The organism is Rhizobium sp. NRK18, assembly GCF_024385575.1.
Taxonomy (GTDB): Bacteria; Pseudomonadota; Alphaproteobacteria; order Rhizobiales; family Rhizobiaceae; genus JANFMV01.
Genome location: NZ_JANFMV010000001.1, coordinates 2549796 through 2564751, shown reverse-complemented (window position 1 = coordinate 2564751; position 14956 = coordinate 2549796). Strand labels below are relative to the sequence as shown.

The window sequence follows — 14956 nt, the reverse complement described above, 5'->3', positions numbered from 1 at the left end:
ACATGAACAAGAATGAACTCGTGTCCGCAGTTGCAGAAAAGGCCGGTCTGACCAAGGCAGATGCAGCTTCCGCAGTCGACGCGCTCTTCGAAACCGTTCAGGCTGAACTCAAGAACGGTGGCGACATCCGTCTCGCCGGCTTCGGCAGCTTCACCGTTTCGCATCGTGCAGCCTCCAAGGGCCGCAACCCGTCCACGGGCGCGGAAGTCGACATCCCGGCTCGCAACGTTCCGAAGTTCACGGCCGGCAAGGGCCTGAAGGACGCCGTCAACTAATATGGTTGACGCTGTTCCCGGCGCTCCGCAGGGAAGCAGGAATTGAGTTTCAAACCCGGTGCAGCAATGCACCGGGTTTTTCTATTGTGTCCTATCCTTGAGAACACAGCGTCAACACCGCCGGGACCCCCGCGCTCTTGCCCGGTGCGTCGGGATATCCTATCTGTGGGCTGTTCTCAGGGCGGGGTGCAAGTCCCCACCGGCGGTAAGGGGTTCGTCCCCAAGCCCGCGAGCGCCGTTGGACAGGTGTCCGGCGGGTCAGCAGATCCGGTGCAATTCCGGAGCCGACGGTGATAGTCCGGATGGAAGAGAATGAGAGAGACGGTCGCAATCCGGGCGGGGTTCCTGCGCGGGATTGAAGCCGTTTTCCACCTCATGCGTCCTGATTTGTGTTGGTCTCTTTTGGAGAAACAAAGACATGAATCAGAGCTCCCTCGTGCTCAACCCGTCCCGCCCGGTGGCGGCCGCGATCCTGATGGTCGCAGCCGGTGTCGCCTTTGCGGGCATCAATACCGCCACCCAATGGGTGACGATGCGGCTCGGCTTCCCGCCGGCGTCTGCCGCCTTCTGGCAATATGCCTTCGCTTCCGTCCTGTCCGTGCCGGTCATCTGGCGGCTCGGTCTCAGTGCCATGCGCACCGACCGGCCGTGGCATCACCTTCTGCGTGTCGTCCTCTCGGCGCTCGGCGTCGAAGCGTGGGTCGTCGGCCTTGCCTCCGTGCCGATCGGACAGGCGATCGCACTCGTGATGACCTCGCCCTTCTTCATCATCCTTGGTGCCCGCTTCTTCCTTGGCGAGCGGGTAGGGGTGGTGCGCTGGCTGGCGACTGCGACCGGATTTACCGGCGCGATGATCATCCTGCAGCCCTGGTCCGAAGCCTTCACGCCGGCGGCACTCCTGCCGATCATCGCGGCGCTGCTCTGGGGTGGCGCGTCGCTGATCACCAAGAACCTGACGGCCTATGAGAAGCCGGAGACGATCACCATCTGGCTTCTCGTCCTGCTGACGCCGGTCAACGGCGTTCTGGCGGCCGGCGCCGGGTTCGTCGTGCCGACGGACCTGGCGCTGGGGCTTCTGGTGCTGATGGGCGTCCTGACGGCCGCCGCACAGTATCTCCTGACCTGGGCCTACCGCGCCGCCGATGCCGCCTATGTGCAGCCCTTCGACGATCTGAAACTGCCGCTGAACGTGCTCGCCGGCTGGATCGTCTTCGGCTATGCGCCGACCGTCTCCTTCTGGGTCGGTGCGGTCCTGATCCTCGGCGCCTCGCTGTTCATCATGCAGAACGAACGGCGGCGCCGTTCCGCCTGAGCTTCGAGAACCCGGCCCAGAGCCGGGTTTTCTTTGGGTCCTGTGCGAAATTGTCGCATATTGGCGCGCTCTGTCATGCGCCTGTCATGCAGGATGCGCAAAACCGCCTGGTTCCAATTCGAGGAGACAGGGGGTCCCCATGACGACGACTTTTTCCCGCGCGGCGCTGACCGCAGCATTGCTGGCATCGACTGCCGCTGCCGCATTCGCCGAACCCGTGTTCAACCGCATCGCAGCCTTCCCGGTCGCGGAAAACCTGCCGGCCGACAAGGACGTCAAGACGCCGACCTCGTCGGAAATCATCACCGCGACGGAAGACGGTAACACGCTCGTCTATTCCGACAGCCCGCTCGGCGCAGTCGGCTTCGTCGACATCACCGATCCGAAGGCCCCGAAGCCGCTCGGCGCGGTCATGGCCGACGGCGAGCCGACCTCCGTCGCCGCCCGCTTCGGCAAGGTTTTTGCTGCCGTCAACACGTCCGAGGATTACGTCAAGACCGGCGGCAAGCTCCTGACCATCGACGTCAAGAGCCATGCCATCGAGGCCTCCTGCGATCTCGGCGGCCAGCCGGATTCGATCGCCATCGCGCCGGACGGTTCCTTTGCCGCGATCGCCATCGAGAACGAGCGCAATGAAGAGCTGAACGACGGCAAGCTGCCGCAGATGCCGGCGGGCTATCTCGTCACCATTCCCTTCAAGGATGGCGCTGCCGATTGCGGCGGCCTGAAGAAGATCGACGTCACCGGCCTCGCCGAGATCGCTCCGGAAGATCCGGAGCCGGAATTTGTCGACATCAACGACAAGGGCCAGATCGCCCTGACGCTTCAGGAAAACAACCACATCGTCATCGTTGACGGCAAGACCGGCGAAGTCACCTCGCACTTCAGCGCCGGTGCAGTTGACATCGACGGCGTCGACATCAAGAAGGACGGCAAGCTCGACTTCACCGGCTCGCTGAAGGGCGTCAAGCGCGAACCCGACTCCATCCAGTGGCTGGACGACAACCGCGTCGTCGTTGCCGATGAAGGCGATTACGAAGGCGGTTCGCGCGGCTTCACCATCTTCGACACGACCGGCAAGGTGCTCTACGAGTCCGGCCCGAGCCTCGAGCGCGAGATCGCCAAGCTCGGCATGTTCCCCGACAAGCGCGCCGGCAAGAAGGGCGTTGAGCTGGAAGGCCTGGAAGTCGCCAAGTTCGGCGATCAGAACTACATCTTCGTGATGTCCGAGCGCGCTTCCGTCGTCGGCATCTACAAGGACACCGGCGCCGAGCCGGAACTGATGCAGATCGTGCCGTCGGGTATCGCTCCGGAAGGCATCATCGCCGTCCCGCAGCGCAACCTGATCGCCACGGCCAACGAGGCCGACCTGGTGGAAGATGGCGGCGCCCGCTCGCATGTCATGCTCTACGAACTCGGCGAAGGCGAGAAGGCCTTCCCGGAGATCGTTTCGGCCGACGACAAGGACGGCAATCCGATCGGCTTCGGAGCGCTTTCGAGCCTCGCCGCCGACGCCAAGGAACCCGGCAAGCTCTACGCCACCAATGACAGCTTCTATTCGGCTCAGCCGACGATCTTCGTCATCGACGCGACGCAGAAGCCGGCCGTCATCACCGACGCCATCCGCATCACCAAGGACGGCGCGACGATGGAGCACCGCGACATGGAAGGCCTGACGCTGGACGGCAAGGGCGGTTTCTGGATCGCCAACGAAGGCAATCCGGAAAAGGACGTGCCGCACCAGATCTTCCACGCCGGCGCCGATGGTGCCGTCGACCAGGTGATCGACATTCCGGAAGGCATGAACGCCAACCAGGTGCGCTTCGGCTTCGAAGGCATCACCCGCGTCGGCGAAGGTGACGACGAGACGCTGTGGATGGCTGTGCAGCGCGAATGGAAGGATGACGAGAAGGGCTTCGTCAAGCTCGTCTCCTATAAGCCGTCCTCGAAGGAATGGGGCGCCGTACGCTACCCGCTCGACAAGGGCGAAGCCGGCTGGGTCGGCCTGTCGGAAATCACCGCCAATGGCGATTACGCTTACATCGTCGAGCGCGATAACCAGATCGGCGAAGCCGCCAAGATCAAGAAGATCTACAAGGTTGCTCTTTCCGAACTGAAGCCGGCGCCGCTCGGTGGCGAACTGCCGACCGTCAAGAAGGAACTGGCCTACGATCTGCTGCCGGACATGCTGGCCGCAACCCACGGCTATGCCGTCGACAAGATCGAAGGCTTCACGATCGACGCCTCGGGTCAGGCCTATGCCGTGACCGACAATGACGGCGTCGACGACTCTTCGGGCGAAACCCTGTTCTGGGCCGTCAACCTGAACAAGACCAACTGATCTCATATCAGGCTCATCGAAGAAGAGGCCCGGCAGCAATGCCGGGCCTCTTTGACGTTTCCTACCAGCGCTGGTGGACGTGCGGGGCGATCAGCCGGCCGTAGACGTCCTCGGCGGCCTTCATCACGTCGGCGGAAAGCGCCGAAAGCTCGGCTGCCGCAGCGTTCGACTTCGCCTGCGTGGCGTTGCGCGCACCCGGGATGACGACGGTGACGGCATCATGCATCAGGATCCATTTCAGCGCGAAGGCGGCCATGCTTGCACCTTCCGGCACCAGCTTGCGGATCTCATCGACCGCCTGCAGGCCGGCTTCAAACGGCACGCCGGCAAAGGTCTCGCCGACATCGAAGGCTTCGCCGTTGCGGTTGAAGTTGCGGTGGTCCTCGGCGTCGAACTTGGTCTCGGCGGTGATCTTGCCGGTAAGCAGGCCGCTTGCCAGCGGCACGCGGGCGATCACGGCGACGTTCTTCCTACGCGCCTCGTCGAAGAACAGGCCGGCGGGGCGCTGGCGGAACATGTTGAAGATGATCTGCACGCTGACGACGCCCGGATATTCGATGGCCTTCAGCGCTTCCTCGACCTTTTCGACGCTGACGCCGTAATCGCCGATCTTGCCGGCGGCCTTCAGCTCGTCGAGAGCGGCAAACGTCTCGGGGCGATAGAAGACGTCGGTCGGCGGGCAGTGCAGCTGCACGAGGTCGAGCCGCTCGACTCCGAGATTGGCAAGGCTGCGATCGACGAAGGCTTCGAGGTTTTTCTTGTTGTAGCCATCGGCGACATGCGGGTTCAGCCGCCGTCCGGCTTTGGTGGCGACCATGGGGCGCTCGCCGCCGCGTGCCTCCAGCACCTCGGCAATGATCTTCTCCGACCGGCCGTCGCCATAGACGTCGGCCGTATCGATGAAGGTCACGCCGTTGTCGAGCGCGGCGTTCAGCGCCTCGCGGCCATCGGCCTCGCTGACATCGCCCCAGCTGCCGCCGATCTGCCAGGCGCCGAAGCCGATTTCAGAAACAGTGAATGACGTCCGTCCGAATGGGCGGTAATGCATGACAATCCTCCTTGTCTTTCGTTGGCTGCGGCATAGCAGCGGCCTGCGGGCCGCACAAGATTTGCCGGTTCCCGGGGGAATATGGTGGAGGAAGGCCCGATGACCATAGGCATGACCGTCGCAATTGCCTAAAACGGGGGCGCATGCGCTATCGATCGAAGGACGAATGACCTCTTTCCGCTTCATCCACGCCGCCGACCTGCATCTCGGCAGTCCCTTCCAGGGGCTGGCGCTGAAGGATGCCGACGTGGCGAAGCTCTTCGTCGAGGCAAGCCGCAAGGCCTTCACCAATCTCGTCGACCGGGCGCTGGAGCTTGAGGTCGACTTCGTCATCATCGCCGGCGATGTCTATGACGGCGACTGGCCGGACAATTCGATCGGTCTCTTCTACAACCGACAGGTGGCGCGGCTGACGCGGGCGGGCATTCCCGTCTACTTTCTGCGCGGCAACCACGACGCCGAAAGCGTGATCACCAAGACGATCACTCTGCCGGAAAACGTCTTCGAATTCTCCACCCGCAAGCCGGAGACCTTTCGCATTGACGGGCTCAAGGTGGCGCTGCACGGTCAGGGCTTCGCCAACCGTTCGGCAAACGACAATCTGGCGATCGCCTATCCTTCTGCCGAATCTGGCGTCTTCAACATCGGCGTCCTGCATACGTCGCTGACCGGCCGCGAGCCGCACGCGCCCTATGCGCCGTGCTCGCTCGATGATCTCAAGTCGAAGGGCTACGATTACTGGGCGCTCGGCCATGTGCACGAGTACGAGGTGGTCGCCGAGGATCCGCCGGTCATCTTCCCCGGCAATATCCAGGGCCGCAGCATCCGTGAGCAGGGGGCGAGGGGCGCCGTCCTAGTAACCGTCGAGGATGGCGCACTCCGCCACGAGCGGCTGATCGTCGACGAGGCCCGCTTTGCCGCCGCGACCGTCGAGGTCATGCCGGACGATACGATGCCGGCCCTGCTGCTGAAGATCGAGCAGGCCGTTGCACCGGTCGCGGCCGCCATGGAAGGCCGGCCTGCGGCGCTGCGGCTGCGGCTCTTCGGCCATTCGCATCTCAAGCACGACATTGCCGCAGCAGGTCCGGATTTCCGCGACGAGGTGCAGGCGGCCTGCCACAGGGCCGGGGCCGATCTCTGGCTGGAAAAGCTGGAGCTTGCGATCGAGCTTCCGCAGGAGGAGACGACGCGCGATCATTTTGACGGGCTCGATCTCGAAGGCCTGATCGACGGTCACGTGTTTTCGCCCGAGATGCTGGCATTGGCGCAAGCGCGCATCGGCGAGATCGCGGTGAAGATGCCGCCGGGCAGCACGGCGGGTGACCAGCCGCTCGGTGCCGATGCCCGCACGCTTCTCGAAGAGGCCCGCGAACTGCTGATCGCCTCGGCACGGCGGGGAGACTGACGCGATGCGCTTCAAGTCCCTCGACCTCCTGCGTTACGGCAAGTTCTCCGGACGGCATCTGGAGTTTCGCGCGGATGCCGGCCTGCACATCGTCTACGGCCCGAACGAGGCCGGCAAATCCTCGGCGCTCTCCGCCATTTCCGATCTCCTCTTCGGCTTCCCGGACCGCGATTTCCGTTATGGCTTCGGCCATGACAACCGCGACCTGCGCGTCGGCGCGCAACTCGTTGCCCGCAACGGGGCGGAAATTCGCTTCCGCCGCCGCAAGGCGCGCAAGAACGCGCTGGTCGCCGCAACAGACGCCGAGGAGCCACTCTCCGACGACGCGCTGAGCCCCTATCTCGGGACGCTTGGTCGCGACGTCTTCGAGCGTGCCTTCGGTCTCGATACAGAGGCGCTGCGCAAGGGCGCCGACATCATGCTGCATTCCTCCGGCGAGATCGGCAGCCTGCTGTTTTCCGCCGCCTCCGGCATGATGGGGATGCGCGACCTGCGCCAGAAGCTCGACCAGCAGGCCGACGGCATCTTCGCCGAGCGCAAGTCGCAGAACCGCCTGTTCTACCAGGTGCTCGACCGCTACGAGGCGGCCCGCAAGGCGGAGCGCGAGCATACGCTGCGGGCAGATGCCTGGAAGAAGCTTTCGGACGCGCGCGCCGAGCTGGACGCGAAAATGGCCGCGCTCGCTTCCGAGCGCAAGGAAACGGGTCACGCCATCGACCAGCTCTCCCGCCTGAAACGCTGGAAGCCGCTGATCGACGACATCGACGCGGAGGCCCGCGCATTGGAGGCCTTCGCCGATCTCGACGGGATGGAGGACGATGCGGCGGACAGGCTGCGCCAGCTTCTGGAGCGCCAGGAGCGGCTGAAGGAAGCCATTGCCCGTCTTGAGGCGGAAACGCGCGAACGTGCCGGCAAGCTGGAGGGCATCGAGGTCGACGACGGCCTGCTGGCGGCCTCGGCGCGTATCCAGGAGCTCTATCGCGAGCTTGGCAATTACAACGGCCTGCGCAAGGATTTGCCGGCTGTCGACCGTGAACTGGCGCAGCATGACGCCAAGCTTTCGCAGCTTTCCCGTCAGCTCGGGCTCGCCGGACTGGAGGAGCTTGAGGCGAAAATCCCGGACGAGATTTCGCTGACCGAACTGCGCCGGCTCGCCGAGCAGGGCAGGGAGCTGCAGCGCCGCCGGCTGGAAACGAACGAGGCGGTGACTGCGGAGCGCGACACGCTGGAGCGGCTGACGGAGAACAGGGGCGGTCATCTCATCGACCCGAAACCCTGGCGCGATCAGCTGGCAACGCTGGCACCCGATATCGAGGACGTCGCCAAGCGGGAGCAGATGGCGGTACAGGTGGCGCGCCTTGCGGAAGACCTGCGGGCCATGCTGGGCCGGATGCGCCCGTCCGTGGATGCGCTCGACCGTCTCGCCGCCGCACCGCTGCCGGACGCGGCGGAGATCGCGGCATTCGGCGAGCGGCTGGCAGCCGCCCGCAATCTCGTGAAGGAGGCGTCGCGCGAGCGGGACCGGATTGCCGCATCGCTGGCCGAACTCGACGACGAGATGCAACGCCTCGGCGCCGGCACCACCATGGTGACGCAGTCCGACATCCGCGACGCCCGAGAGAAGCGCGATACGGACCTCCGCTTGCTTGCTGAAGCATCGAACAGCCAGAAGCCCGCCGAGCCTGCCGCGGTGAACCGGCTCGCCGACCGCATCGCCGATGCGGATCGGCTGTCGGATGCTGCACTCGCCGATGCCGAGCGCTTGTCTCGTCATGCAGCACTTGCCAAGCGCCGCGAGCGGCTGACTGGGGACTTGCAGAAGGCAGAGGCTGCCGTGGCAAGAAGTGAAGCGGCGCTGTCCGCCGAGAAAGACGCCTATGAAGGCCTGTACGGGGATTGTGAAGTCACCCCGCTCGATCCGGAGGCAATGCTCGCATGGCGGCGGTCGCTTGATCTCGCCTTCGAGCGGCAGCGGGAAGTCGATGCGCTGAAGGATCGCTGCGCGGTTGTCGATCGCCTTGAGGAGACGCTTTTGCCGGCCATGAAGGCGATTGCCGCCGGGACCGGGCTTGCCGCCGTCGAGGCCCTTCCGGCGGTCGCTCTCGGCCGCGCCTTGCAGCGCCATCTCGGCGAACTGGCCGACCGCTGGCAGGAAAGCCGCACGCTTGAGGGCGAGAAAAGTGCGGCCCGTCGGCGGCTGGAAATGCTGGAGGCCCAGAAAGCGGCTCTGGAGAGCGAAGAGGGGCAGTGGCGGGCGCCGTTCGCCGCAGCCGTTGCAAGGCTCGGCTATCCCGACGGCATTTCCGCCGAGGCGATCCTCGCCGGGCTGGACCTGTGGGCCCGCGTCCCGGATGCGCTCGTCCAGCGGCAGAGCTACATGCGCCGGGTTGCCGGCATCAACCGCGATATCGGGACCTTCGAGAAGGCGGTTGCGGCGCTGGTTTCCGAGATCGCGCCGGATCTGGCGGCGACGAATGCGGCGGCGGCCGTCGAGACATTGACGGAGCGCGCGGCAACGGCCCGAAGCCGCAACGAAGCGCGCCTCACGCTTACGCGATCGCTGGAAGAGGGACGGCAGAAGCTTGAGGATCTGCGCCGCAAGGATGACGAGACCGCAGCGGATCTGCAGGCGATGACGATCGCGGGCCAGGGGGAGGGTGACGGCCGCGCGCTGCTGCGCCGTCTCGACGAGCGCGAGACCCGTCGCCTGCGTCTGGCCGAGGCAAGAGACCGCTTTCGCCAGCAGTCCGAGGGTGTCGACGAGGCGGAGGCCCGTGCGGCGCTCGACGGTTTCGATCCGGTGGAGGCGGGCCTGTCTCTCGAGCGGCTGACCGCCGACAGCGAGGCGCAGTACCGCACCTTCGGCGAACTCAACGCCGCACTTGCCGACAATCGTGCGGCGCGGGAGGCCGCCGAAACGGGAGAAAGCGCCGAGATGGCCGCTTTCGAGAAGCGTGCGGCTGAAGAAGAGGCGAGGGAGCTTGCCCGCCGCTGGGCAGTCACGAAGCTCGCCTCCGACATCCTGCAATCCTCGCTCGACAGCTATCGCCAGTCGCAGGCCGATCCGATGATCTTGCGGGCCGGAGAGCGCTTTTTTAGCCTGACGGACGGCGCCTTCGTCCGTCTGCTGCAGGATTACGATGACAAGGACGAGCTGCAGCTTCTGGCCGAGCGGTCTAACGGTGAGAAGGTGCCGCTCTCGGGCTTGAGCGAGGGCACCGGCGATCAGCTCTATCTCGCCTTGCGTCTGGCCTTCCTGGAAGATTACTGCAGCCGCAACGAGCCGGTGCCGCTGATCGCCGACGATATCTTCCAGACCTTCGACGACGAGCGCACCGCTGCCGGGCTGAAGACGCTGGCGCTCGGCGCCGTCACGTTCCAGACCGTATTGTTCACCCACCAGCAGAGTGTTGTGGACATCGCCGGCGACGTACTCGGAAAAGCTGTCGACGTCATTCGCCTCTAGTTCTGCCTGCAGAGCCCACCCTCTCTTCCAGCTTCGCACAAGTCCCTTTCCCTAACGTCAACGCGAGGATGGGTCTGGGCTGTCTGTTTCGCATTTGTCGGCTGCCGATATTCCAGGTCTGCTTCCAGGGGAATTTCATTAGGAATTTTTGCATCGTGGGCCGAGATGATCTTGGTCTGCAAGGCCTCTGTCAGGAGTGTGACGCTCGAGATTGGTCGCCGGCCGCGACCATCTCGCAAGAGTGCCGCTTCGTTCAGTGGGCCGCAAGCGAGGGACAGGCATGGCGAGATCATCCGGCATAGGTCAAACGGCAGTCGTTACCGATATTTCGCAGATCACGGCGACATCCTACACCGACGTGATCACGGCGGCCGTCCAGATCACCGGCGCCTACATCGATCTCGGCAATGGTCGCGACTCCCTCACGCTTTCCGATTCCGGGCCGAACACGCTGACCCTTGCCAATGTCGAGACCGTAACCGGTGGCGCCAGCGCCGACAGCGTCTATTTCGACGCCAAGGTCACCTCGACAAAGGTCGACCTCGGCGGCGGCGACGATCATCTCTACCTCTCGGACGAAGGCGCGACGCTGACGGCGGCGAATGTCGAGAACATCACCGGCGGCTCCAGTACCGACAAGATCATCTTTTCCGAGCAGGTGACCGGCGGTACCTACGATCTCGGTGACGGATCCGACAGCGTCACGCTCTCCCGCTTCGACAACACGCTGACATTGTCCAGCGTCGAGTATGTGTCCGGCGGCTCCAGTTCCGACGTGATCACCATTACCGGCGAGGTCACCGGCGGGCGCTACGACCTCGGCAGCGGCAGCGACTCGCTGACCTTCGGCGATGCCGGGGCGACAGCGGCTGTTCTCAATACCGAGACGATCATTTCCGGCGCCGGCGATGACCGCATCACGCTGGCAAGCTATGCCACGACGAAGAACAGTGTCGATCTGGGCGCCGGCCAAGACACGCTGATCCTCGGCAACTACAACAACAAGCTCAGTGTCTCCAATGTCGAGACCATTCTCGGCGGTCGCTCGACAGACATCATCTATCTTGCCGAGTCGACGACAGGTGCCGACATTGATCTCGACCGTGGTCGCGACCAGGTGACCCTCGCCGACGGCGGCAACACGGTGACGATGACCGGTGTCGAGACCATCATCGGCGGTGCCGGCGACGACCGGATCCTCTTCGACGAGGCGCAGTCCGGCGGCAAGATCGATCTTGGCGACGGCCAGGATACGCTCGTCTTCTCGGAAAGCCGCGGCGGCACGGCGACCCTCTACAATATCGAATCGATAATCGGCGGCGACGGCTCCGAATACCTGACGTTCGGCACGCAGCTCACCGGATCGACGCTTGATCTGGGCGAGGGCGGAGACCGCGTCTATCTCGGCAATTACAACAACACCGCCACCTTCAAGAATGTCGAAACGATCGTCGGCGGGCGTTCGGACGACTATGTCGTGGTCGAGACCGAAATAACCCGCGGCACCATCAATCTGGGCAAGGGCAACGATACGCTCTACCTCGGCAACGGCACCAACACGATCAACGTCTCCGACGCGGAAACGGTGATCGGCGGCAGCGGCGACGATCGCATCGCCATGGCGGTGTCTTCCTCCGGCTCGTATGTCGATCTCGGCGCCGGCGACGATTACTTGTCTATCACAGCGGGCAACAACAAGCTGACGGTGGCCAATGTCGAGACGGTGATCGGCTCCAGCAGCACGGACACTGTTACGGTGTCCGGTCAGGTCACCGGCGGGCTGTTCAATCTCGGTTCCGGCAACGACGTCCTGAAGCTCGACAACTACAACAACACGCTGACCGTATCCCTGGTCGAATCGATCAATGGCGGTTCCAGCTCTGACTACGTGCTGATCTCCAACCAGACCACCGGCACCATCATCGACCTGGCCGACGGCAACGATACCGTCATGCTCTATTCCGGCGGCACGGTGACGGCGCGCAATGTCGAGACCGTGCTGGGCGACGCGAGCGCCGATTACGTGATCTTCGATCAGGCCGTGACCGGGGCAACGATCGACCTTGGCAAGAATTCCGACCGCGTGAAGTTCGGCGACTTCAACAACACCGCGACTATCTCCAACGTGGAAACGATTACCGGCGGCAAGTCCTCCGATGTGATTACGCTCGGCGAAGGCTATACCGGCGGCGTCATCAGCCTAGGTCGCGGCAATGACAAGCTCGTCATCTCCGACAGCGGCGCCACCGTGACGGTCAGCGATGTCGAAACCGTGATCGGCGGGGCAGCGGACGACATCGTCCGTCTCGGCGGAACGATCGATGAAGGTTTCATCGATCTCGGTGATGGCCAGGATACGCTGCAGACGCTCGGCAACGTCACCATCACCGTCGCCAATGTCGAGACGATCAACGGTTCCAGCGGGATCGAGAAGATCTATATCTCCGCTCCGTTCACCGGGGACATCGGTCTCGGCTCCGGCAACGACACGGTCATCATGGCCGATGGCGGCAACACGATCACCATGTCGGGCGTCGAGACCATCGTCGGCGGCGCCGGTTCCGATATCATCACCATCGATTCGATCGACGGCGCGACGACGGTTGATCTCGGCGCCGGCAATGACACGCTGAAGATCAGCGACAACGGCGCATCGCTTTCTGTCGCCAACGTCGAGACCATCACGGGTGGTCGCTCCGACGACACGATCGTCTTCAGCGATACGGCGGCAGGTGTCAGCATCGATCTGGCCGACGGCAACGACACGGTCATCTTTGCCGACCGCAACAACACTGCGACAATCAGCAATGCCGAGACGATCATCGGCGGTCGCTCGTCCGACACCGTCACCTTCGGCTCCGAGGTGACCGGCGCCTATGTCGATCTCGGTCGCGGTTTCGACACGCTGACCTTCTCCTCGGAAGGGGCGACGGTGACGATCGACAATGTCGAGACGGTGATCGGCAGCCAGTACGAGGACGTCGTCAATCTCGCGACCTACACGACGGGCGCGTTCATCGACCTCGGCGACGGTGAGGACCAGGTTGTCTTCTCAGACGACGGCGGCACCATCACGACCGCCCATGTGGAGAGCATCGTCGGCGGCGCCGGCAAGGATAAAGTCACATTGTCGGACGGCGACGTCGGATATGTCTCATTGGGCGACGGCGACGACACGCTGAACCTGTCAGCCGCCGGCAATACGGTGACGGTTTCCGGCACCGAGACGGTTCTCGGCGGCGCCGGCGACGACGAGGTCCGGCTCACCGATGAGATGACCGGCGGCGTCATCAAGCTCGGCGACGGTCAGGACACCCTGCACATTTCCGAGTATGGCGCCACGCTGTCCGTGTCCGGTATCGAATCGATCATGGGCAATGCCGGCTCCGACGTCATTTCCATCATCGAGCAATATACGGGCGGCGTCATCAACCTGATGAGCGGTACCGACCAGGTCAAGTTCGCCAACTACAACAACACCGCGACCGTCCAGAACATCGAGACGGTCATCGGCGGCACGCTCTCCGACACCGTGACGCTGGAGGGCAGTTACGAGCAGGGCTATGTCGATCTCGGCAGCGGCTACGATACGCTCAATCTCGGCACCAGCGGGGCGACGGTCACCATTGCCGGCGTGGAAACGCTGGTCGGCTCCGACAGCGACGACGTGATCACCATCGACGGCTCGAATGTGGGCGCGGTGATGGATTTCGGGGCAGGCTCCGACCGGTTGACCTGGACCGGCGGCCTGACCGCCACCATTTCCAATCTCGAATCGATTTCCGGTGGAAGCTATTCCGACCGCATCACGCTCGCCACGCAGATGACCGGCGGCTACATCGATCTCGGCGACGGCAACGACAAGCTGACGCTCGCCGACGCGGAAAACACCGTGACGATCAGCAATGTCGAAACCGTCGTCGGCGGTTCGACGGATGATCTGGTGGTCATCAACAGCGATACCTATTCCGGCCGTCTCGATCTCGGCGATGGCTATGACGAGGTGAAGCTTGCCGCCAGCGCCAGCACGGTGTCGCTGACCGGCGTCGAGACGGTGCTTGGCGGCGGCGGGGCCGATCGCGTGACGATCCTCGATGCCGCCACCGGCATGGAAATCGATCTCGGCGACGGTTCGGACACGCTTGTTCTCGGAAACTACACCAACACGGTGTCGGTCTATTCGGTCGAATCGATCGTCGGCGGCTCGAACGCCGATACGGTCTTCGTGAAGGAGGCGGTCACCGGTGGCCAGTTCAATCTGGGAACGGGTGTCGACAGCATCACCTTTGCCGAGGGCGCGACCGCGACGTTGACCAGCATCGAAACCATCAACGGTTCGAGCTATGCCGACAACATCACCATTTCCGGTACCTTCACCGGAGCGCCGATCGATCTCGGCGGCGGTGAGGACTACCTGACGCTCGGTTCCGCCTCCACACTGACCGTCTCGAACACCGAAAACATCACCGGCTCGTCGGGTGCTGACGTGATCGTCCTGACCGGCTCGACCAACACCATCGTCGATCTCGGCGCCGGCAGCGACACGATCGTCTTCGGCGCCGGCATCGATACGGTGACCGGCGGGGCCGGTTCCGATCTCTTCACCTTCACCTCGACCTCGCAATCGAGCGGCGCCACGGCGGACAAGATCACCGACTTCGTTGCCGGCACCGACAAGCTGGTGTTCTCCGGTCTGCAGTCGGGTACCTTCAACTGGCTCGGCAGCAATGCGACGTTCAGCGGCAACGGCAACTCCGAGGCCTATTTCGTCAACTCGACGGATACGCTGTATGTCGACGTCAATGGCGACGGTGCCGTGGACATGCAGATCACGCTCAGCGGCACGTCGGCGTCCGATCTGGCGAGTACCGATTTCAAGTGGAGCTGACCGGGTTTGCTTACGTAAGGTAAGGTCATGAAGTCTCTGGGGGCCCGTTGCCCCCTCTGTATCGTTTGCAGTTTAACGATTGTACTGGACGCCATCGTTTTCATGGGCGTTTGTGTACGAATATTAATAGCCGATATTGATAAAAGCCAAAATATACTAGGGTGGACGTGATATACCACATGGTATTTACTGTCATTATTTTTATAAATCACGCAAATTAG

7 protein-coding genes and 1 riboswitch are annotated in these 14956 nt (G+C 63.5%); of the genes, 6 read left to right on the top strand and 1 reads right to left on the bottom strand.

The features are described from left to right. The first annotated feature begins 2 nt into the window (after positions 1–2). The 3 genes from hupB (at position 3) to NN662_RS12015 (ending at position 3928) form a co-directional block, all read left to right on the top strand. Positions 3–275: a DNA-binding protein HupB gene (gene hupB / locus NN662_RS12025; RefSeq protein WP_261930484.1), complete on the top strand. Its 273-nt coding sequence runs from the start codon at positions 3–5 to the stop codon at positions 273–275. A gap of 168 nt (positions 276–443) precedes the next feature. Further along, positions 444–593: riboswitch (FMN riboswitch) on the top strand. A 100-nt stretch (positions 594–693) separates the two neighbouring features. Continuing rightward, on the top strand, positions 694–1587 hold the full coding sequence (locus NN662_RS12020; protein ID WP_261930483.1) for a DMT family transporter: 894 nt from the start codon (positions 694–696) through the stop codon (positions 1585–1587). Positions 1588–1726: 139 nt separating this feature from the next. Next, positions 1727–3928 carry an esterase-like activity of phytase family protein gene (locus tag NN662_RS12015; RefSeq protein ID WP_261930482.1) on the top strand — a complete coding sequence of 734 codons (2202 nt, stop codon included), beginning with the start codon at positions 1727–1729 and terminating at the stop codon, positions 3926–3928. Positions 3929–3989: 61 nt separating this feature from the next. On the opposite strand, the gene NN662_RS12010 is transcribed toward NN662_RS12015, so the two are convergent. Then, complete coding sequence (locus NN662_RS12010; protein ID WP_261930481.1) at positions 3990–4976, bottom strand: aldo/keto reductase; 987 nt, start codon at positions 4974–4976, stop codon at positions 3990–3992. 166 nt (positions 4977–5142) lie between these two features. On the opposite strand from NN662_RS12010, the gene NN662_RS12005 reads away from it, so the two are divergent. From NN662_RS12005 to NN662_RS11995, 3 genes are all read left to right on the top strand, one after another. Beyond that, positions 5143–6381 carry an exonuclease SbcCD subunit D gene (locus NN662_RS12005; protein ID WP_261930480.1) on the top strand — a complete coding sequence of 413 codons (1239 nt, stop codon included), beginning with the start codon at positions 5143–5145 and terminating at the stop codon, positions 6379–6381. Between the two features lie 4 nt (positions 6382–6385). Further along, positions 6386–9847 carry an ATP-binding protein gene (locus NN662_RS12000; RefSeq protein ID WP_261930479.1) on the top strand — a complete coding sequence of 1154 codons (3462 nt, stop codon included), beginning with the start codon at positions 6386–6388 and terminating at the stop codon, positions 9845–9847. Positions 9848–10127: 280 nt separating this feature from the next. After that, positions 10128–14735 (top strand): calcium-binding protein, encoded by a 4608-nt coding sequence (locus NN662_RS11995; RefSeq protein WP_261930478.1) that lies wholly within the window; start codon positions 10128–10130, stop codon positions 14733–14735. Positions 14736–14956: the final 221 nt, after the last annotated feature.

Excerpts from the sequence above, each read along its gene's own strand:
- hupB (WP_261930484.1), top strand. The coding sequence starts at position 3 with ATGAACAAGAATGAACTCGTGTCCGCAGTTGCAGAAAAGGCCGGTCTG.
- NN662_RS12020 (WP_261930483.1), top strand. The coding sequence starts at position 694 with ATGAATCAGAGCTCCCTCGTGCTCAACCCGTCCCGCCCGGTGGCGGCC.
- NN662_RS12015 (WP_261930482.1), top strand. The coding sequence starts at position 1,727 with ATGACGACGACTTTTTCCCGCGCGGCGCTGACCGCAGCATTGCTGGCA.
- NN662_RS12010 (WP_261930481.1), bottom strand. The coding sequence starts at position 4,976 with ATGCATTACCGCCCATTCGGACGGACGTCATTCACTGTTTCTGAAATC.
- NN662_RS12005 (WP_261930480.1), top strand. The coding sequence starts at position 5,143 with ATGACCTCTTTCCGCTTCATCCACGCCGCCGACCTGCATCTCGGCAGT.
- NN662_RS12000 (WP_261930479.1), top strand. The coding sequence starts at position 6,386 with ATGCGCTTCAAGTCCCTCGACCTCCTGCGTTACGGCAAGTTCTCCGGA.
- NN662_RS11995 (WP_261930478.1), top strand. The coding sequence starts at position 10,128 with ATGGCGAGATCATCCGGCATAGGTCAAACGGCAGTCGTTACCGATATT.